The sequence below is a fragment of the Hungatella hominis genome, assembly GCF_014288005.1.
In the GTDB taxonomy this organism is placed as follows: Bacteria; Bacillota; Clostridia; order Lachnospirales; family Lachnospiraceae; genus Hungatella; species Hungatella effluvii.
In genome coordinates this window covers 74676-94002 of record NZ_JACOPB010000005.1, presented here as the reverse complement: position 1 = coordinate 94002, position 19327 = coordinate 74676, and the positions used below count along the sequence as shown (strand labels likewise).

Sequence of the window (19327 nt, the reverse complement as noted above, 5' to 3'; positions counted from 1 at the left end):
CACAAAAAATAAAGTGCCTGATCCAAAAATATCCGGGATTCAGTTAAGAATCCCGGATATTTTTATCAAAAAGCCCTGCTGCAATCAGCGGGGTAAAAGTCTTCTTATTCCGCCGTTACTGTACGGAGCGCCTCCAGCAGCTGATCCCGTATGCCCCTTTTATCAAAGACCATAGAAACTCCTTCCTGCCGTTTTTTCCTGCCCTTCACGGATACATCCGCCGTCCGATACCGAAAGACAATTTCATAGTTTTGATTTCTCACGTTCGCATTGCCTACTTTTTGAGTCGTCGTATAGGCATCCGTTTCAATCTTTTCTACTTTTCTCAAATCAACCAGCTGGACAAGGTTGGCAGACGGATTAATTCTCAGAACAAAATCCTTTGTTACCCGGATCACTTCCTCTTTATGGCTGTTCTCATTCTTTGTAATACGGCAGAGGCTGTCTTTGCCATACCGGCCCAGCATCTGAGCTGCAAATTCTTCTTTTTCACTATCCTGGGGAAATTCCTTATCCAGCATGCGGCGAATGAACTTTTTATAAGATTTTCCGGGGGTAAAGCCAAAATAGCTCATGAGGCACAGGAAAAATACCACCACACCAGCCAATGCTCCGTATTTTATGTTGCTGATTCCCTGTTCCAATATTCCGTTTGATACCCATCCAAGTGCAAAAAGGCCAAGAACACAGGCAACAGGAAGCCCTATCATCCATTTCACCATTGATTTTTTAAATCGTTTATCAATCTCCTCGGCCCATGCATCCTCGGCTTCCAGCCATGTCCCATAATTTGTTCCCATATGTATACTCCTCCGTTTCTATATCAGCCGTCAATCTTTCTCATAACGGGACTCGTAATGGTATCCGCTCCCATCCTCTTTGATCACGAACTTCATGGAATAATATCCCTTTTTCCATATTACGGTAGTTTCCCCATCATCTGTACGGCTGCTTTTCGGCTCTCCTGCAGCTTTCGTCAGCGCATCAATGCTGATATCTGCTCCTGAAACTCCATCGATCGAAGATTGTTCGGCATCCGTATCGGAATTAAATACCATAACAGAGCGTACCTTACACTCTAATGCCATCTTACTCGAGGAAGATTCATTAACAATCTCTATCTTGGCGTACTTTTTATCGTCTTTGGTTAAGTCCATATTCATATAGTAGCTTTTTGCATCCAGTTCATCCAGCAAATTGTAAATCCGGATTCCGGTGCCTCTCTTATCGTAAGCTGAAAGCTGAAATCCTGCAGATGACAATTCCTGTACGGTGGTCTTACCCGGTTCGATGGTAAAACCGGCCACAATTACCGGATGCGGTGTGCCGATAAAAGCCGGGTGGTGGCTGTCAAGGTAAACATAGGCCAAAAACACTACAACAGCAATCCCAAGCACCACTTGTTTGATCAGTTTCTTTTTCCTGCCTTCCGGTGTCTGTTCCGCTGCAATTCGTTCTGATTCTTTGTCTACTATTTCCATACTTTTTATGTCCCCTTCCGTATAAAATCACCATCACTTTTCTTATGAGGCGTGTAAACCTCCCAATGATGATAAGTATATTATATCTGCAAAAGCATATAAAACAACCGTTTCGACTTTATCGGGCCGAATTCAGCATAAAATGTCAGCTATATAAGAATATTTTCTGCATAAACCAGTTATCCTCTTCCCAATAACTATATTCCCCATGGTATTTCTCCACGATCTCACGGATACTGCCCATCCCAAAGCCGTGTCTCATACTCTCTTTCTTATGGCTTTTTAAATATGGATTGCTGCTTATAACCGATTCACGGATATTGTTGCCTACTTCAATTGCGATTCCTTCCTGTTCCCTTTTTACGATAATCTCAACTTCCCTCACACCTTCCCCCATCTCACTCGCTTCAATTCCGTTAATCAGAAGATTATAAACCAGATTCCCCATATCCATACTGTCGATTTTCTCAATTTTCCCCAATATCACATAGTGAAACCTTACTCCCCGTTCCCTGCATTCCTGTATCGCCTTCAGCAGCGCCGCATTCAGCCCCTCATTCCCAGTATCCTGCGGCAGTTCCTGATAATCCCCCCACTCGTCCCCCAGCTTTCCTATACATTCCTCCGCTTCCTCATACTTTCCTGCCTTCAGCAAACGATACACCACATGAAGCTTTACCTTCATGTCATGTCTCATATGATTGGCTTCCCTTCCGATTCGGTACAGCTCATGGATCTGCTTCTTTTGGATATCCTGTTTTGCCTTTTCATACTCTGTCTCCAATTTCTCTCTGCGGTACATTTCCAGACGGCGGCAGAGGCTGCATGCCAGCAGCCCCAGCATGACCATTCCTCCCGACAAACAAAGTGACAGGTAATAACTTTCCTTCCGGGACAGCATTTCCGCCTGCATATAGAACATGCCGATAACCAACAGAAATATCAACAGGCAGATTACGCCCATCAGCCCGTCTTCCATGCGGGCCGAAGCCCCCCTCTTCTTCCGGTACAGGGCCAGAGCCATTCTCCCCAGCGAGAACTTCAGCACACCTGCCGCAAAAGCACTGTAGATCCGTTCCTCTCCCTCACTCATCAGCAGCGTCTCAATCCCTTTATCCGTCATAATACCAAGTATGCCAAATATCACCGATGCACTGACCGCCGCGATCAGCACCCAGATCAGGCAGAGTACCGCCATCTCTGTTCTTTTTCCTGACAGCGCCAGCCTGCCATAAAGATACAGCACTACTCCATAACACAGCCCCAGTACTCCTTCATACTGGCTCATCCAATTTAACGCGGTAACTGTCAAAAAATACAACAGGCATCCCGCCATTGCCAGCAGAATGCCAAAACTGCCTCTATGCTTTTTTTCGAACCCGTGGCTGATGTATTCCACCGCGATCATGGACGACAGTCCGTTTATAAGATATTCTGTGATTTTATACATACCTCCCTTCACGCCGGCTTACAATTTCCTTAAGTTCCCTGCGTTTTGATCTGCTTAGGTCTAACTCTGTCCCATCACACAGCTGCACGGTTCTGCTCCCCACTTCATTTATGTACTGTCTGTTCACCAGGTAATTTTTATGAATCCGGATAAATCCATATTTTGAAAGCTCTTCCTCCACTGGTTTTAAACTTCCGTAGACATTATAGTGTTTCTGATCTGCCATCCAAAACTTTAGACTGTGGCCCCAGCATTCAATATACATCATATCAAATACCAGCACCTCCTGGCAGCCAAATCCATCCTTCAGCCGGTAATTAATCCTTTTCTTTACTGCTGCATGCTGATATTTCCGGAGAGCCCGAAGCATATCCCGCTCCATAAAACGCTTCCGGACAAACCACAGCGGAGTATATTCATAGGAATCAAACACCAGGCTCTCATGGTTGGAGATGAATACGACACTGGTTCCTGTTTTTTCCAGGCACAGCCTCTCTGCGAGTTCAAAGCCATTCCATCCGGGCATCTCCACATCCAGAAAAACCAGGCCAAATCCCAGCCGGCTGCTTTCACGATACAGCGCCTCTGCATTTGTAAAAAGGTGTACAGCTGCATCCTTTTCATCCAGAACATCCAAACACTGAAAGAGGGTATCCCGAATTCGCTCTAAATCCCCCGGATCATCATCGCAGATACCGATTTCAAGATTTTGTGTACTCATTAAACCATATAACTCCTTCGGTTAGATTCTGACTTTTTATCCGCACGGTCTGCTCTTATGGGCGGACCTGACCGTTTCCGTATATAATATACTTTGTCGTGGTAAGCTCCTTTAGCCCCATAGGGCCTCTCGCGTGAAGCTTTTGGGTGCTGATGCCGATCTCTGCGCCAAAACCGAACTCGAATCCATCCGTAAATCTGGTGGAAGCGTTGACGTAAACGGCAGCCGCATCGATCTCATTTAAAAACTTCTGAGCATTGGCGTAATCCGACGTGATGATAGCCTCGGAGTGCTTCGTATTATAGCGGTTGATATGGGCGATGGCCTCGTCTATGGAATCCACCAGCTTCAGGGACAGAATATAGTCTAAATACTCCGTTCCCCAATCCTCCGCAGCAGCCGGGACAAATGCAGGCACGATACGGCAGGCTTCTTCATCCGCCCGCACCTCAACCTGCTTTTCATCGAGCCTGGCCTTTAACAGCGGCAGGAATTCTTCCGCGATATTTCTATGTATGACCAGTGATTCACAGGCGTTGCAGACGCCGATCCTCTGGGTCTTTGCATTGAAGATGATGTCCAGAGCCATCTTGTAATCCGCAGTCTCATCCACGAAGATATGGCAGTTCCCGGTTCCCGTCTCGATGACAGGCACCGTACTGTTCTCCACCACGGAACGGATCAGCCCAGCTCCGCCCCGTGGAATCAGCACATCCACGTAGTCGTGCAGGCGCATGAATTCCTTCGTCACTGCCCTGTCGGTATCGGTGATAAGCTGTACACTATCCTCCGGGAATCCCGCGTTCTTAAGCCCTGCACGGAGGCATTTGACGATAGCCTTATTTGACTCCAGAGCGTCGCTTCCGCCCTTTAAGATCACACAGTTTCCGGATTTGAAGCAGAGACCGAAGGCGTCTGCGGTCACATTAGGTCTGGCCTCATAGATGATGCCGATCACTCCCATGGGAACGCGTTTCTGTCCGATGGTGAGTCCGTTTGGCCTGGCCTTCATGGAGATCACCTCCCCCACCGGGTCCTCTAACACGGCCACGCTGATCAGTCCGTCAGCCATGGCCTCGATCCTGGAAGGCGTCAGCTCCAAACGGTCGATCATCCCGGCGCTCATGCCATTTATCGTCGCCTGAATCACATCCTCCTGATTAGCCGTCAGAATATCTTCCTCACCCTCAAGCAAAGCGGCCGCCGCGGCCCTTAAACCTTCGTTCTTCTTATCAGAGCTGAGAATTCCCAGAACACCGGCTGTCTCCTTCGCTCTTTTTCCTATCTCAGTTAGTGTCATATCGCGTTCCTCCCTGTTATCCTCTAAACTAAACTTATGGAGTGATTACCATATCCATTCCCTTGTCATGGGCCTCTGCCGGCAGAGAATCGAAAAGCTGGAAGGGATAGGCGATTCCGAATCTGGGATGATCCGGCTCTTCGTCGAAGAAGCGGTCGTAGTAGCCGCCGCCGTAGCCGATCCGGTGTCCTTCCCTGTCAAATGCGATTCCCGGCACGATGACTGGTGCGAATTCGTCGCCGATGCGCAGACAGCTGGATTTCGGTTCCATGATCCCCATGACGCCGCTCTCTAAATCTTTTTTTCCCTGAATTGCATAGAATACCAGTTTTTTTCCTTCTACCTTCGGTACTGCCACGTATTTTCCCATCTCCAGCAGGCCCTGAATCAGCTTCTCAGTTCCTGCTTCATGGCGGAAGGATACGTAGCAGTAGACACAGAATGCCTGCCGGATTGACCGGAGGCTTAAAACCTTCCTGCAGATGGCGTCATTCCACTCCATCTCCTGTTTCTGTGTGAGAGCCTGCCGGTTCTCCTTCACCCAATCCCTGATTTCATTCTTGCTTGACATTTCCATACTTTTTCCCCAGATCCGTAATGGTTCCGTCCTCTTCCTTAACCGAAATGCTGTTTAAGTTTCCTCTTAAGCTCATGCGGATCGCTTCAATGTATTCCTTTCTCAGGGCGGCCTGCTCGGCCTTCTCCTCATCAGAAAGTCCTACAGCCTGCGCCTTGTGGTAGAGCGTGTTGATTCTGTCTATTTTTTCCTGCTGCATCGATGTGCCTCCTAATATTCATTATTTATGTAGTGCATCAGATCGAAATCAAAGTTGGGATGGGCCAGGAAAAGCGTCCCCTTATTGTCACCCGTCATGATCTGTGAAACGACCTCCACGTCATCCCCGTTTGCAATGACCATATCGGAACCGCTGTCTGTGGCAATCCTGGCCGCCGCCAGCTTCGCCGCCATGCCTCCGGTGCCCACATCGCTGCCCGAGGTGGCCTTTCCCATCTCCATCAGTTCCGGCGTGATCTCATCCACCTGGCTGATAAAACGCGCCTTTGGATTCTGTCTCGGATCGTCAGAGTACAGGCCGTCGATATCCGACAAAAGAATCAGTAAATCCGCGCCGATCAGAGCCGCTACAATGGCGGACAGCCGGTCGTTGTCACCGAAATTATCGACGTAAGGGATCTCTGAGGTGGATACCGTATCGTTCTCATTTACAATCGGTATGGCGCCCAGCTTCAGCAGCTCGTCGAAGGTATTCTGCGCGTTATAGCGGGAGCTGTCGTTGATCATGGTATCCTTCGTCAGCAGGACCTGCGCCGCCACCTGATTGTACTCTGCAAACAGCTTCTGATACACCATCATGAGGCGCGCCTGGCCTACTGCCGCAAACGCCTGTTTCTCCGAGATGGTAACCGGCCTTGTGTGGTGGCCAAGAGCCTGGCGCCCCACCGCGATGGCTCCGGACGAAACCAGAACCACGGATTTCCCTTCCCCCTTCAAATCGCTGATGACACGCACCAGCTTCTCGATCTTCATCAGGTTCAAGTCCCCCGTATACGTATGGGTCAGGGAAGACGAACCGATTTTTATGACAATCCTCTGTTTATCCTTCAGCTTTTCCCGCACTTCAGTTCTCATGGTGTCTCCAATCATGTTCTTCAGTCTTTTTGTCTCATATCTTACAACATTTTTATCCATTCGTCAAATGTGCGGCGGTTGGAAAGTAACAGTTCTGTCCTCGCTTCCGGCAGCCGGAAGCGAGGACAGAACTGTTACGTTGGGACTGAGAAGCGTGCCGCGACTGCCTCCGCCGTCTTGATCCCATCCATGGCCGCGGACGTGATGCCGCCCGCGTAGCCGGCGCCTTCCCCACAGGGATAGATGCCTTTGATGCTGCTCTCAAACCGTTCATCCCTCGGTATGCGCACCGGGGACGAGGTTCTGCTCTCCACGCCTGCCAGGATGGCGTCGCCTCTGGAAAATCCTGCGATCCGCCCGTTAAACGCCTCTACGCCCTCGATCAGCGATTCCGACAGCGTATCCGGAAAGAATTCCCGCAGATTAGCCATGGCGTACCGCCCTTCAAAGGCTGGCTCCACATCTCCAAAAGCCGTTGTCGCCCTTTTCTTCTTAAAATCACGGTACAGCTGCACCGGAATTTTCCCTCCGCCGCACCGGTAGGCCGCTTCCTCCAGACGCCGCTGGTAGGCAATACCCGCAAGAGGGCTGTCTTCCGGAAAATCCTGCGGCGTGACGGTGACGATCAGCGCGCTGTTCGCATTCACCCCGTCCCTCGCATGATAGCTCATGCCATTGACAGCCAGACGCCCAGGTTCAGAGGACGCATCGACAACGTAGCCGCCCGGACACATGCAGAAAGAATATACGCCCCTTCCATTGGCACACTGATGGGTCACCTTATAATCGGCCGCCCCCAGCGCCTCGATCTCTGCAGCGCCGTACTGTGCGGCATTGATATCTCTCTGCGGATGCTGAATGCGCAGTCCGACGGCGAACGCTTTCTTCTCTATGGGCACGCTTCTCTCCAGCAGCCTCTCAAAGGTATCACGCGCGCTGTGTCCCACGGCCAGAACGGTAACATTTGTCTCAAATTCTTCCGTCCCGTTTACCGTGATACCCTTCAGCGCTCCGTCCTTAATCCGAAAATCGGTGACGCAGCTCTGGAAGTAAAAGGTACCTCCCAGGCGGATGATCTCTTCCCTCATATTTTTCACGATCACACTAAGCACATCGGTTCCGATATGGGGCTTATTCTTATAAAGAATGGATGGATCAGCTCCGAACTCCACGAACACCTCCAGCACTTTTCGGTTCCGCATCAGCGGGTCTTTCACCAGCGTGTTGAGTTTCCCATCGGAAAATGTTCCCGCGCCCCCTTCTCCAAACTGTACGTTGGAGTTGCTCTTCAGCTCACCGTCCTGCCAGAACTGAAGCACCGACCGTTTTCTCTCTTCCACCCGCTCTCCCCGCTCGAATACGATAGGGCCAAAGCCGGCTCTTGCCAGCATCAGTGCACAGAAAAGGCCGGCCGGTCCGCTTCCTATGATGACGGGGCGGTGCTCTAAACGCTCCGCTCCCGGTTCCGGAAATTGATATTCCTTCTTCTCGGCCTTCGCAATGTTCGGACTGTTCACTCTATGTAATACCTTGTCCTCCTTCGCTACCTCTACGTCGACTGTATAGATGAACAGCACTTCACTGCTCTTTTTTCTCGCATCCACAGACTGCTTCACAACCGTTACACGGCGAACATCCGCCGGCTGAAGCTTCAGCATCTTTGCCGCCTTCCTCTTTAAATCTTCCTCGCTGTGGTTTACAGACAGTTTTAACTGGCTGATTCTTATCATATAGGACCTCTTCCTGCGTTTCTGCCCGCCAGAATTCCCGATGACCACGCCCACTGAAGGTTATAACCTCCGCAGATACCGTCCACATCCAGAATTTCTCCCGCCAGAAACAGCTGACTGACTAATTTTGATTCCATGGTACACGGATTTACCTCTCTCGTATCGACCCCGCCGCAGCAGATCTGCGCCTGCTCAAAGGGATTCACCGCTGTCACGGTGGTTTCGAGCCCTTTGATCCGGTCTGTCAGAACCCCCAGCTGCTTTTCCGTGATCTCCCGGGTCCGGCGGCCAGCCGATATCCCGGATTCCTTAAGAAGCACCTGATGCAGCTTCTTATTCAGGACGCCGTTTAGAAATTCTTCCCCAGGCCGGTATCCCAGCCGTTTTACCCGTTTCGTTAAGAATTGGAAGAGCTCCTTTTTTTCCATAGCCGGCAGAAGATCCTGCCGGACAGTCACTTTCTTCCCATCACTTAAGGCGCGCGCCGCAAACCGGCTGATCTGAAAAACAGGGATTCCGGAGATTCCATAATCCGTAAACTGCAGTTCTCCCCGGTCGGAAGCGACCGCTTTCCCATCGGAATACAGTGTCACAGAAGCCTCTGTCCTTACTCCTGCAAACTGTTTATACCATGTCTCCCTGCATTTTAACTGCACCAGGGCCGGAAGCGGCTCTATCACGCTGTGCCCCAGACTCTCTGCCAGCTTATAGCCGCTGCCATCCGATCCCGTTGCCGGCGCCGCTTTGGAACCTGCCGCGAGTATGACCGCATCCGCCTTCATGGCTCCCTGGGATGTGGCCAGCTCCAGCTTCTTTGACACGCTTAAGACATCACATTCACATAGAACCGGAATCTTTAAGCGTTCCAGTTCGAAGCGCAGCGCATCCAGCACAGAAGACGCCTGCCCCGTGGCGGGGTAAACGTATCCGTTCCGGTCTGTCAGCACCAGACCCAGATCCTCAAAAAAGGAAAGTGTCTCTTTTACCGGCACCTCCCCGACCACCTTCCATGCGAATCCGGGATTCTCCCCGCGGAAGGCTTCTTTTCTCATATCCAGGTTTGTTAAATTGCATTTCCCATTCCCGGTAGACAGGATCTTCTTCCCGGGTCTCTTTGTATGTTCCAGAATTACGGCGTCGGCTCCCTCCCTGGCAGCCGCAATCGCAGCCGTCATACCGGAGGCGCCTCCGCCTATGATCATCACTCTTCTCTTCATGGATTCCTCCTTGCTGTGAGCACTTGGCGGACGTACTGTCACCAGCCCTATTGTATCCGCATCCTCCATTCAATTCAAGCATTATTTTTCCTGACGAGTCCTGTGCTCCGGTCCATTCTGTCGAACACGCTCTAGCTGGTATACGACTCCAGATAGTTAAACACCTCAATCATGGAGGAGAACCAGATGCCATCCATAAGACGGCCCCGCTCCTCCTCCGGGAAATCGGTGACCGGCATATGGGTATACAGGCAGATCGTCGTCTTATCCTGATACAGGACAAGCAGATAACCGTCTTCCGATACGAGATAAAATTTCTCCTTTTCCTTCTCCGGCGCAGGCGACACCTTCTCCTGATTGATGACGATCTGGTCCTCCGTCACGGTCTCCGTCTCCAGAGTCGCTCCGGGTATGGCCTCCTCCGGCTGTACACTGTCCTTGGTAATAACAAAACCGATTCCGAGGCAGAGAAGCGAAGTGGCTGCAAATAAAAGAAAGCAGAACATATACTTCTTCATAGGATAATACCTCCTTCGAAGTATAGTATCTGCTTTCTTCTCTCATTTTAATCACATCAAATGGCATTTCTGTGCGATTCTTACCAGTTTCGTGCCGCCGGGCATACCGGCAAGCTCTGTCTCATCCACACAGCGCAGCTTCAAAAGCAGGACGCCGTAGACCATAACCGCCACCACAATTGCCAGAAGCACGCCAACAGTGTTGCTCTTGACCGTCATATGAACCAGCTTGTAAACGCCGTAAGCCGCCCCGCCCATGATACCGGAGGCGATGGTCGGAAGAATGAACGTCTTCTTCATCTCCTGCCTGTAATTTAAGAACCGTCTGATGGAAATTCCATTCAGGATGCACATGAAGAGTGCAAACAGAATGTTGGAATATACCACACTGTAGATCCCCATCTTAAATCCGAACAGCATGACGCAGAGCACAAGGATATGGAGCACAAGCGAAATCACTGCGTTCTTAAGCGGTGTCTGCATATGGTTGATTCCCTGCAGAACGGCGTTGGTAACCGTTGACAGGGAGAAGAATACGACAGCCAGCGAACCGTACATCATCATGCGGATTAAGTTGGTGTTATCGTAACGGCTGAACAGCAGATTGCACACGGGGCCTGCGAGCACGGTAAGTCCTACCGTGGCCGGAATCGCGATCACCATGGAAAAGCGAATGACCATGGAAACCCTGCTCACGATCTGTCCGCGGTTTTTGCCTGCCACCGCCCGCGACAGGGACGGAATCAGGGAGGAGGCCAGCGAATTGGCTATGGCCACCGGAATATTAAACAGCAGGTGGTATTTTCCGGCATAGACGCCCCAGGTTGAGACTGCCTCCGACGCTCCCATTCCGAGAAACGCCATTCCTTTCCCATAAATGCTGTTATCGATGACCGTGCTGATATTGTAAGCCACGCTGCTCATCACGATGGGAAGAACGGTCATCAGCAGAACGGAAGAGATCTCGCCGTAGCTGTCTCTCCGTCTGGTCCGGTCACGCTTTGCCTGCCTCATCATGACAGGCCGGTAACTGGCCATCAGAAAAAGCAGGAACAGAAGCCCCGCCACCGCGCCCGCGCCTGTACCGATGGTGCCGCCGGCGGCTCCGAAGGCAAAGGAAAATTCCGTAGTTTCATGAACCAGGTTTGCCTTTAATCCTGCGTTGAACAGCCGTTCCGCCGCCACAATACTGATAACGGCATTGATAATCTGCTCAAAAATCTGCGAAAGGGCCGTGGGAATCATCGTCCCCAAGCCCTGAAAATATCCGCGGAACACGCCGAGATACGCGATGACCCATATGGTAGGAGCCAGCGTCTTAAGCGCATATCTGGTATACGGCATGTTTAAGAAACGGGTGGCGAAGAAATCAGCGCCGAACCACAAAACCGCAGCTCCGATCCCTCCGACTACCGTGCCATAAAACAGAGCTGCCTTTAAAATACGGACCGAATTCCTATACTCTTTCCTGGCATTCTTCGTCGCGATCATCTTCGAAACAGCCGTTGGAAGGCTGTAGGAGGAGACGATCAGCAAGATAGAATAGATGGTAAAAGCCGAACTGTAGTATCCGTTTCCCTCATCCCCCAGAATGTTGGCAAGAGGAATCCGGTACAGCATCCCGATCAGACGCACAATGATTCCCGCCGCCGCAAGAATCGTTCCCTGTATGATAAAATTTGACGCGCCCTTTTTCTCAGGCATTTTTCTGCTTCTGCTTGTCCTGTTATTTTCCATAAACCTCTACATTTGAGGAATCCTGTGCGGAAATAACGCATATCCACGTCTTTCCCTGATTCAGAATTACCTCGTTATTCTCCATGTCGTAATAATGTGTCAGGCCGAACTCCCCGTCCTTCGTCCACTTCACAGGGATCGCCTTCCCCTCCGTGGCATAGAGCCCGTAGGAGTCGTCGTGAACGTTGATATCCAGATAATCCGTGGTAGCGTAGTGCCCTGACGGGCAGTACTGGAAAAGAATATTCTTCACGGCGATCGGGCCTTCATTGCCCTTATGGGCCGCTCCGTACTGATACCGGTAGTATAAGCCGTCGCTCTCGTTATATTCAAACCACGGCTTATTCATCACGTAACCCGGATAGACCCTGGCCGCTTCCATCACACTGGGCGCTCCGTCCAGCGTCACCTCATGACCAGTTTTCGCAAAGCGGTAATGGCCCTTGTAATCCGCGCTGTAGCTCTCTGAGTATCCCAGCTGGGCGATTGCCCTGTTCAGCCGTTCTCCGCTGGAATATGCGTTGTGGGGTGATTTACGGTCCTTCGTCCTGTAATACGCCACGGTGCCGATTCCATCCAGCCCGTTGATGTTGTCCACATTGGCCAGATACGGCTTGGCAAAGGTGCTCTGCCCGTAGTGAGCGTAAATGGCGTCAAATTCGCGGGCAAAGTATGTATAATACGTCCGGCAGCTTCTCACGGAACCGATTCTGTCCAGATCGTCGTAATCCTCGATAATGGCCATGTAACGGTTCATGCCGCCCTCCACAGGGGCCTCATACACGATATCCGCCCGGTTGATACCATACTGCGGCAGCGACGCCTTGTCGTTGCTCATCATGATCGCGATGGGCCTGCGGTTTCCGATTGCCGCATCGACCATCTCACCGGTTAAGTAGCTACGGATCTTTCCCTCCTGCTCGGTGCGCTCCTCGAAGGTATACCAGTCGCCGGATTCCACAACTTCCTCCGCAGGCGCCTCAGTGGTAGTCTCAATCTTAATCTCTTTCGTAGGGGCGGGCGTGGTGTCCGTCTCTGCCGAGGCGTCCGTCACAGCCACCTCCTGATATTTTCCCTGGCATCCGGTCACCGTTCCCATCAAAAGGATTAGTCCGGCCGCACAGAACCATGCCCGTTTCTTCATCGTTCGTATCCCCCTCGTTTCAGAATCTCTTCCTGCTTTTTCTCCATGACGAGACGTTCCTCATCCACCATGTGATCGTAGCCGCACAGATGCAGCATGCTGTGCGCCACTAAGAAGGCCAGCTCCCGTGTCTCGGAATGGCCGTATTTTTCCGCCTGCTCTTTCACCTTGTCCACGGAAATGACGATGTCTCCCAGCAGCAGCTCCCCTGTCTCCGGATTAAAGTAATCGCTTGCCATGTCTTCCAGACGGTCAAAATCCGACGGGCTGTCGTAGTCGGCCATTGGAAACGACAGCACATCGGTCGCACGATCGATCTCCCGGTATTCTTTATTGATCTGCCGGATGTCCTCGTCATCCGTAAGGAGCACATTCACCTCCGCCTCATAAGGGCAGTTCTCATAATCCAGCGCCTCGTTCACCACAGCGGTGATGATCTCCTCATACGGAAGCTTTAACTCCTCTTCCGTCTCATACTCAATATGAATCGTCATAACGTGCCTTTCTGCCTCCGGGGGCTTTTGTTGTCTTTCGTTCTTTCTCTGCAGGTTTTTTCTTCGTCTCATAATCATCGTAAGCCTGTACTATCTTCTGGACCAGCGGATGGCGCACCACATCGCTGCTGTTTAAGTAACAGAAGCCGATGTCATCGATGCGTTTCAGCACGCGGACCGCTGTATCCAGACCGGATACGGCTCCGGCCGGCAGATCCTTCTGCGTCTGGTCACCGGTGACGATGACCTTGGAACCGAATCCGATTCTCGTCAGGAACATCTTCATCTGCGCCGGCGTGGTGTTCTGCGCCTCATCCAGGATTATATAGGCGTTGTCGAGTGTACGGCCCCGCATGTAAGCGAGGGGCGCCACCTCAATCAGCCCTTTCTCCGCATTGTGTAAGTAGCTCTCCGCGCCCATGATCTGATACAGTGCATCGTAAAGCGGCCGTAAATACGGATCGATCTTACTCTGTAAATCGCCGGGCAGAAAGCCCAGTTTCTCTCCCGCCTCAATGGCCGGACGTGTCAGGATAATCCGGCTCACCTCGCCGTTTTTAAATGCCTGGATCGCCATGGCCATGGCAAGGTACGTCTTGCCGGTACCGGCCGGGCCGATTCCGAATACGATCATCTTTTTCCGGATCTGATCCACATACTGCTTCTGCCCCATGGTCTTCGGCTTTACCGGCTTGCCTGTAATGGTCCTGCAGATGATGTCCTTGTCAATCTCCAGAATCTGTCCGTCGCTCTCCGAGAAGGACAGGGACAGGGCATAATCCACGTTCTGCTCCGTGATCGCATTTCCACGCTTCGACAGCTCGATCAGATTATTAAATACGCTCTTCGCCTTCTGCACCATCTGTTCCGGGCCGATGATCTTCAGCGCGCCGTCGCGTTCGATCATGGTAACATGAAGAGTCCTCTCTATTTTCTTCAAATAGCTGTCAAACTGTCCGCAGACATTCTTCTCGTGTTCAGCCGGTATATCTATGATTGTCTCAATTACGCTCATTGGACTCTTTCGTCTCCTCTTGTTCCTGATTAATTGGTATCTCTACGCTCGTCCGTTCCCCCACGGGTTCCTCCGCCACAATATCGATGGCAATTTGGCATAAAGATTCATTATCTAGTATTTTAACATGATTTTCCAGAATTTGTACCCCTTTTTCCAATAAATTTTTTTTCAAATTATCGTTGATGGTTTCAGCCGCCTGATTCTTCTCCTCCTCCGTGTAGGGGCGCTCGTAGGAAATGTATTCTTTGGCCGTGATATCGCCGAGATATATGGGCAGATAAAAATTCTGAAACAGGTGAAGCTGATCCTCTTCCATGGTCACCTTCCAGGTGGTTCCCTCCTGCTTCGGGCGTATCAGCATCAGGGAATACTGAAATGCCTTCGCATACTTCCCGCGGCGTATTCTCCCGGTTTCCACGTCCACGCGCTTAAACAGCGGCATCTGCCTCGTGATATGGTATTCCGTCCGCGCCGTGATATCCGCGTCGGAATGGACATAGTGCGTGTTCATGATTTCCTCGCCGTCGCCGATGACATGGAGTGTGCCGCTCACCAGCACATCGCCCTTCTTTACCTCATCGCCCACGGAAACCGCCGGAACGCCCTGGCGCACAATCATGGATGTGATCACGCCGTCCTTTGCCGCCACGATGTCGCAGGGTGACTCATCCTTAACAGGTATTTCAGAGAGGACCTCGTTCTCCTTTATCTTAACCAGAAGACGTGTTCCCGATACCCTGGCCGACACCCAGGTAATTTCCGGAAATGCGCTCCGCAGCGATTCTTCCAGGGCGTCGCAGTCGATCTTCGATTTTATCATGCCATAGCGGATATCCTCTGTTTCACAGTATTTCAAAAGGGTGTCATACGTATACATGTGATTTCCGTCAAACTCGATATCCCATATAAAGATGGAGAGTATGTAAAGCAAAGCAAAAAAGGACACCATCCCGGCCGCATAGAGCTTTCGCTTCCTGTTTCTGTATAAAAAAAAAGGAAGTCCAAACTTTCCCAGTACCTTAAGTCTGACCTTCGATTTCCGGACAATGGGTTTTATCTTCCTAAACCCTTTCACGGTCATATAAAAGCGATAGGAATGGCCTGTATCGGACACTCCCCAGATTTCTATCTCATGAACGCTGCACATATTAAAGAACCGTTCCGGAGAAAATCCCGTCATCTCCACGAACAGATAACCGGATATCCGGTGGTTAAGCCATGTTACAATCACGCTGGTACCTCCTTGTTTTCTATCCTTATTCAAACTCCATGGATTTGATGAGTCCGTTAATCTTCATCTCCTCATTCGTATAATATTCAATCACAAGACGGCTTCCCGATACCGTCACGCGGCACGTCTTTGCCTGGAGCTTAATCAGGGTATCTGTATAGAGAATGATGCCGCGGTAATTTTCAATCACAACACTGTGGCGCCCCAGAAAAGATACCAGCACTTCGCCCAGGACCACATCCTTCGGAAGCTTTAAGTTCTCAGCTGCACTAAACTTCATCTCTTCGAACATATCGTTTCTGCCTTTCAGCCAATGATATTATACTATATGCAAAAACGGCGTCCGATTATGCAGGGTAAAGTGAAAGTAAACAAATGTAACAGTTCAGCCTCCGCTTCCGGCTGCCGCAGGCCGGAACGCGGCAGCCGGTAACGGGGCTGAACTGTTACAAACAAAGAAATCCCTGATCATAAAATGACCAGGGACTAACCTTGTTTGACTAATCAATTATTAGTTATATTTACGTTTTCTTGCAGCTTCAGACTTTTTCTTACGTCTTACGCTTGGCTTTTCGTAATGCTCTCTCTTACGAATTTCCTGCTGGATACCTGCTTTCGCACAGTTTCTTTTGAATCTGCGTAAAGCGCTATCTAAGCTCTCGTTGTCTTTAACGATTACATTTGACATAGCTCACACCTAACCTCCCTCCAGTTGTGTACTTGTGCATAATACAACTGTTTGGGTATTTTATAGCACTGATATGATTATAGCATAATTTTCCCATTCGTCAAGGAAAATTTCATTTTTTTCTGGGAAAATTGTAACAGTTCAGGCGGCTCATCTTCTTAACCGAAAAATCCGGTCAAGAAGCATCGGATATTCATCCGATGTAAAAATTGATGCATAAAGCCGCTTACAAGCAAGCTTGACGCTGCTTCCTGCGCCAATTTTCCCTCCGTCTGAACTGTTAGGGAAAATTCTTACTTATTTCATCTGGCCTTCCACTACTTTATAAACCTCTTCCAGACACGCGTCAACTCCGGCCGGATTCTTGCCGCCGGCCTGGGCCATATTCGGCCTTCCACCGCCGCCGCCGCCAACGAGTCCTGCAACAGCCTTGATTAAGTTGCCTGCATGGGCACCCTTCTTCTGCGCTTCCTCTGTAGCGGTTGCCATTAAGTTCACTTTGCCGTCCATGACGGAAGCCAGTACGATCACGCCTTCACCCAGCTTATCCTTTAACTGGTCTCCCAGATTTCTCAAGCCGTTCATGTCCACATCGGCAACCTTAGTAGCCAGAACCTTGACACCGCCGATCTCCTTCACCTGGTCCATAACATCGCCCAGGGAGTCCTTGGCCAGTCTGCTCTTTAGCTTCTCATTTTCAGAATGGAGCGCCTTGATCTCCTCAAGCATGGCTTCAATCTTGGCTGTCAGTGTCTGAGGCGTGGCCTTAGCCGCCTTCGCCGCCTCGTGAAGCTCGGTCTCTGCCTCCTGATAATACTTCATCAGGCCGTCGCCCGTCAGGGCTTCGATTCTGCGCACGCCGGCTGCGATTCCCGTCTCAGATAAGATCTTAAAGGAGCCGATCACACCTGTATTGGAAATATGGGTACCGCCACAAAGCTCCGTGGAGAAATCTCCCATCTTCACCACGCGTACATTCTCCCCGTACTTCTCGCCAAACAGGGCCATGGCACCCGATTTCTTCGCCTCGTCAAGGCTCATAACCTCTGTCTTTACATGCAGCGCTTCTTTGATCTTCTCATTGACAAGGCATTCCACCTTCTTAATCTCATCTGGTGTCATGGCGGAGAAATGAGTGAAGTCGAAACGAAGACGGTCTTCATCCACATAGGAACCTGCCTGCTCCACGTGCTCTCCCAAAACGGTGCGGAGCGCCTTCTGAAGCAGATGGGTCGCGCTGTGGTTTTTGCCGGTGCTCATACGGCTCTCTTCACAGACCTTTAAGGTGACTACGTCACCGATCTGGAACATGCCCTTCTTCATCCTGCCTACATGACCGATCTTGCCGCCCTGTAAATGAATAGTGTCCTCCACCACAAACTCGCCGTTTGCACTGACAATTACACCCTTATCGCCCTGCTGGCCGCCCATGGTGCCATAAAAGCAAGTCTCTTCCGTCACAATCGTGCCGGTCTCGCCATCCGTCAGCGCTTCCACCAGATCCGTCTCTGTCGTCAGAGAGGTGATCTTAGAATCGCAGGCAAGCTTATCGTATCCGACAAATTCCGTGGTGAGCGCAGGATCGATGGACTGGTACACCGTCACATCAGCGCCCATATAATTCGTGGTCTTTCTGGCCGCTCTGGCCTTCTCGCGCTGTTCCTGCATGGCCTTCTTAAAGCCAGCCTCATCGATCTCAAAATGCTTCTCTTCCAGAATTTCTCTCGTTAAATCCAGCGGGAATCCGTAAGTATCATAGAGCTTAAATGCATCCTCACCGTCCAGCACCGTCTTGCCTGCGGCAGCCATCTTCTCTTCCATCTCACCGAGAATGGCAAGTCCCTGGTCGATAGTCCGGTTAAACTTATCCTCTTCCTCGGTAAGAACCTTTAAGATCATGGCTTTCTTCTCTTCCAGCTCCGGATATCCGTCTTTGGAAAGCTCGATTACGGTCTTGGAAAGCTCCGCGAGGAATCTTCCCTCAATGCCGAGCAGCCTTCCGTGGCGGGCCGCTCTCCGAAGCAGACGGCGCAGCACGTATCCGCGTCCTTCGTTGGATGGCATGATGCCGTCGGAAATCATAAAGGTGCAGGAACGGACATGGTCTGTGATCAGACGCAGGGAAACATCAATCGATGCATCCTTCTGATACTCCGTGTGGGCAAGTTCTGCAACCTTGTTTAACAGAGCCTTGATGGTGTCCACATCAAAGATGGAATCCACATCCTGAACCACCACGGCCAGACGCTCGAGACCCATGCCGGTATCGATATTCTTCTGGGCCAGTTCCTCGTAATTGCCATGTCCGTCATTCTCGAACTGGGTAAATACGTTGTTCCATACTTCCATGTAACGGTCACATTCACAGCCCACGGTGCAGCCCGGCTTTCCGCAGCCGTACTTCTCCCCGCGGTCATAATAGATTTCAGAACACGGTCCGCAGGGGCCTGCTCCATGCTCCCAGAAGTTATCTTCCTTGCCGAAGCGGAAGATACGTTCCGGGGCAATGCCGATTTCCTTATTCCAGATATCGAAAGCCTCGTCGTCGTCCAAGTAGACGGATGGATATAACCTGTCCGGATCCAGTCCTACAACCTCTGTCAAAAACTCCCAGGACCAACGGATCGCTTCCGTCTTAAAATAATCTCCAAAGGAGAAATTGCCCAGCATCTCAAAGAAGGTGCCGTGACGGGCAGTCTTTCCCACATTCTCGATATCTCCGGTTCTGATACACTTCTGGCAGGTGGTCACACGCTTTCTCGGCGGTATCTCCTGTCCTGTAAAATATGGCTTTAAAGGCGCCATACCTGAGTTGATTAACAATAAGCTGTTATCATTATGCGGAACCAGGGAGAAGCTTTTCATCGCCAGATGTCCCTTACTCTCAAAAAATTCAAGGAACATTCTCCTCAGTTCATTCACACCTGTCTTGTTCACGTTACTGTCC

General features: G+C 50.7%; 19 protein-coding genes. All 19 read right to left on the bottom strand.

Annotated features, from left to right (window positions below; all coding sequences use genetic code 11):
• Positions 1-104: 104 nt before the first annotated feature.
• The gene (locus H8S75_RS12955; RefSeq protein ID WP_187021993.1) at positions 105-800 is read right to left on the bottom strand and encodes a hypothetical protein; all 696 of its coding nucleotides are present in this window, start codon (positions 798-800) and stop codon (positions 105-107) included.
• A gap of 30 nt (positions 801-830) precedes the next feature.
• Positions 831-1481, bottom strand: coding sequence for a hypothetical protein (locus H8S75_RS12950; protein WP_187021992.1), 651 nt, complete (start codon positions 1479-1481; stop codon positions 831-833).
• 145 nt (positions 1482-1626) lie between these two features.
• The gene (locus H8S75_RS12945; protein WP_187021991.1) at positions 1627-2931 is read right to left on the bottom strand and encodes a sensor histidine kinase; all 1305 of its coding nucleotides are present in this window, start codon (positions 2929-2931) and stop codon (positions 1627-1629) included.
• Positions 2924-3652 (bottom strand): LytR/AlgR family response regulator transcription factor, encoded by a 729-nt coding sequence (locus H8S75_RS12940; RefSeq protein WP_187021990.1) that lies wholly within the window; start codon positions 3650-3652, stop codon positions 2924-2926. Before H8S75_RS12940 ends, H8S75_RS12945 begins: the two co-directional genes overlap by 8 nt.
• 55 nt (positions 3653-3707) lie before the next feature.
• A complete protein-coding gene (locus H8S75_RS12935; RefSeq protein WP_187021989.1) occupies positions 3708-4952 on the bottom strand; it encodes a glutamate-5-semialdehyde dehydrogenase in 1245 nt (414 codons plus the stop codon).
• 34 nt (positions 4953-4986) lie between these two features.
• On the bottom strand, positions 4987-5529 hold the full coding sequence (locus H8S75_RS12930; protein WP_187021988.1) for a 5-formyltetrahydrofolate cyclo-ligase: 543 nt from the start codon (positions 5527-5529) through the stop codon (positions 4987-4989).
• Positions 5507-5728, bottom strand: a complete 222-nt coding sequence (locus tag H8S75_RS12925) for a DUF896 domain-containing protein (protein ID WP_002604001.1) — start codon at positions 5726-5728, stop codon at positions 5507-5509. Before H8S75_RS12925 ends, H8S75_RS12930 begins: the two co-directional genes overlap by 23 nt.
• An 11-nt stretch (positions 5729-5739) precedes the next feature.
• On the bottom strand, positions 5740-6603 hold the full coding sequence (proB, locus tag H8S75_RS12920; protein ID WP_055652815.1) for a glutamate 5-kinase: 864 nt from the start codon (positions 6601-6603) through the stop codon (positions 5740-5742).
• A 134-nt stretch (positions 6604-6737) separates the two neighbouring features.
• Positions 6738-8333, bottom strand: coding sequence for an NAD(P)/FAD-dependent oxidoreductase (locus tag H8S75_RS12915; protein ID WP_187021987.1), 1596 nt, complete (start codon positions 8331-8333; stop codon positions 6738-6740).
• Positions 8330-9550: a BaiN/RdsA family NAD(P)/FAD-dependent oxidoreductase gene (locus H8S75_RS12910; protein ID WP_187021986.1), complete on the bottom strand. Its 1221-nt coding sequence runs from the start codon at positions 9548-9550 to the stop codon at positions 8330-8332. Before H8S75_RS12910 ends, H8S75_RS12915 begins: the two co-directional genes overlap by 4 nt.
• A 131-nt stretch (positions 9551-9681) precedes the next feature.
• Positions 9682-10068, bottom strand: a complete 387-nt coding sequence (locus H8S75_RS12905; RefSeq protein ID WP_002603997.1) for a hypothetical protein — start codon at positions 10066-10068, stop codon at positions 9682-9684.
• 51 nt (positions 10069-10119) lie between these two features.
• The gene (locus H8S75_RS12900; RefSeq protein ID WP_187021985.1) at positions 10120-11805 is read right to left on the bottom strand and encodes a putative polysaccharide biosynthesis protein; all 1686 of its coding nucleotides are present in this window, start codon (positions 11803-11805) and stop codon (positions 10120-10122) included.
• Positions 11795-12949, bottom strand: a complete 1155-nt coding sequence (locus H8S75_RS12895; RefSeq protein WP_187021984.1) for a DUF3048 domain-containing protein — start codon at positions 12947-12949, stop codon at positions 11795-11797. The genes H8S75_RS12900 and H8S75_RS12895 overlap by 11 nt, the downstream gene beginning before the upstream one ends.
• Positions 12946-13443, bottom strand: a complete 498-nt coding sequence (gene ybeY / locus H8S75_RS12890; protein WP_002603994.1) for an rRNA maturation RNase YbeY — start codon at positions 13441-13443, stop codon at positions 12946-12948. Before ybeY ends, H8S75_RS12895 begins: the two co-directional genes overlap by 4 nt.
• Complete coding sequence (locus tag H8S75_RS12885; RefSeq protein ID WP_055652819.1) at positions 13427-14458, bottom strand: PhoH family protein; 1032 nt, start codon at positions 14456-14458, stop codon at positions 13427-13429. The genes ybeY and H8S75_RS12885 overlap by 17 nt, the downstream gene beginning before the upstream one ends.
• On the bottom strand, positions 14445-15692 hold the full coding sequence (gene yqfD, locus H8S75_RS12880) for a sporulation protein YqfD (protein WP_187021983.1): 1248 nt from the start codon (positions 15690-15692) through the stop codon (positions 14445-14447). The genes H8S75_RS12885 and yqfD overlap by 14 nt, the downstream gene beginning before the upstream one ends.
• 25 nt (positions 15693-15717) lie before the next feature.
• On the bottom strand, positions 15718-15984 hold the full coding sequence (locus H8S75_RS12875; RefSeq protein WP_187021982.1) for a YabP/YqfC family sporulation protein: 267 nt from the start codon (positions 15982-15984) through the stop codon (positions 15718-15720).
• Between the two features lie 219 nt (positions 15985-16203).
• Positions 16204-16380, bottom strand: a complete 177-nt coding sequence (gene rpsU, locus H8S75_RS12870) for a 30S ribosomal protein S21 (protein ID WP_003504099.1) — start codon at positions 16378-16380, stop codon at positions 16204-16206.
• A 297-nt stretch (positions 16381-16677) separates the two neighbouring features.
• Positions 16678-19284 carry an alanine--tRNA ligase gene (alaS, locus tag H8S75_RS12865; RefSeq protein WP_207729133.1) on the bottom strand — a complete coding sequence of 869 codons (2607 nt, stop codon included), beginning with the start codon at positions 19282-19284 and terminating at the stop codon, positions 16678-16680.
• Between the last annotated feature and the right edge of the window lie 43 nt (positions 19285-19327).

Excerpts from the sequence above, each read along its gene's own strand:
- H8S75_RS12885 (WP_055652819.1), bottom strand. The coding sequence starts at position 14,458 with ATGAGCGTAATTGAGACAATCATAGATATACCGGCTGAACACGAGAAG.
- H8S75_RS12875 (WP_187021982.1), bottom strand. The coding sequence starts at position 15,984 with ATGTTCGAAGAGATGAAGTTTAGTGCAGCTGAGAACTTAAAGCTTCCG.
- H8S75_RS12905 (WP_002603997.1), bottom strand. The coding sequence starts at position 10,068 with ATGAAGAAGTATATGTTCTGCTTTCTTTTATTTGCAGCCACTTCGCTT.
- H8S75_RS12915 (WP_187021987.1), bottom strand. The coding sequence starts at position 8,333 with ATGATAAGAATCAGCCAGTTAAAACTGTCTGTAAACCACAGCGAGGAA.
- H8S75_RS12940 (WP_187021990.1), bottom strand. The coding sequence starts at position 3,652 with ATGAGTACACAAAATCTTGAAATCGGTATCTGCGATGATGATCCGGGG.
- H8S75_RS12945 (WP_187021991.1), bottom strand. The coding sequence starts at position 2,931 with ATGTATAAAATCACAGAATATCTTATAAACGGACTGTCGTCCATGATC.
- H8S75_RS12895 (WP_187021984.1), bottom strand. The coding sequence starts at position 12,949 with ATGAAGAAACGGGCATGGTTCTGTGCGGCCGGACTAATCCTTTTGATG.
- H8S75_RS12950 (WP_187021992.1), bottom strand. The coding sequence starts at position 1,481 with ATGGAAATAGTAGACAAAGAATCAGAACGAATTGCAGCGGAACAGACA.
- H8S75_RS12910 (WP_187021986.1), bottom strand. The coding sequence starts at position 9,550 with ATGAAGAGAAGAGTGATGATCATAGGCGGAGGCGCCTCCGGTATGACG.
- alaS (WP_207729133.1), bottom strand. The coding sequence starts at position 19,284 with ATGTTCCTTGAATTTTTTGAGAGTAAGGGACATCTGGCGATGAAAAGC.
- proB (WP_055652815.1), bottom strand. The coding sequence starts at position 6,603 with ATGAGAACTGAAGTGCGGGAAAAGCTGAAGGATAAACAGAGGATTGTC.
- ybeY (WP_002603994.1), bottom strand. The coding sequence starts at position 13,443 with ATGACGATTCATATTGAGTATGAGACGGAAGAGGAGTTAAAGCTTCCG.
- H8S75_RS12900 (WP_187021985.1), bottom strand. The coding sequence starts at position 11,805 with ATGGAAAATAACAGGACAAGCAGAAGCAGAAAAATGCCTGAGAAAAAG.
- rpsU (WP_003504099.1), bottom strand. The coding sequence starts at position 16,380 with ATGTCAAATGTAATCGTTAAAGACAACGAGAGCTTAGATAGCGCTTTA.
- H8S75_RS12955 (WP_187021993.1), bottom strand. The coding sequence starts at position 800 with ATGGGAACAAATTATGGGACATGGCTGGAAGCCGAGGATGCATGGGCC.
- H8S75_RS12930 (WP_187021988.1), bottom strand. The coding sequence starts at position 5,529 with ATGGAAATGTCAAGCAAGAATGAAATCAGGGATTGGGTGAAGGAGAAC.
- H8S75_RS12925 (WP_002604001.1), bottom strand. The coding sequence starts at position 5,728 with ATGCAGCAGGAAAAAATAGACAGAATCAACACGCTCTACCACAAGGCG.
- H8S75_RS12935 (WP_187021989.1), bottom strand. The coding sequence starts at position 4,952 with ATGACACTAACTGAGATAGGAAAAAGAGCGAAGGAGACAGCCGGTGTT.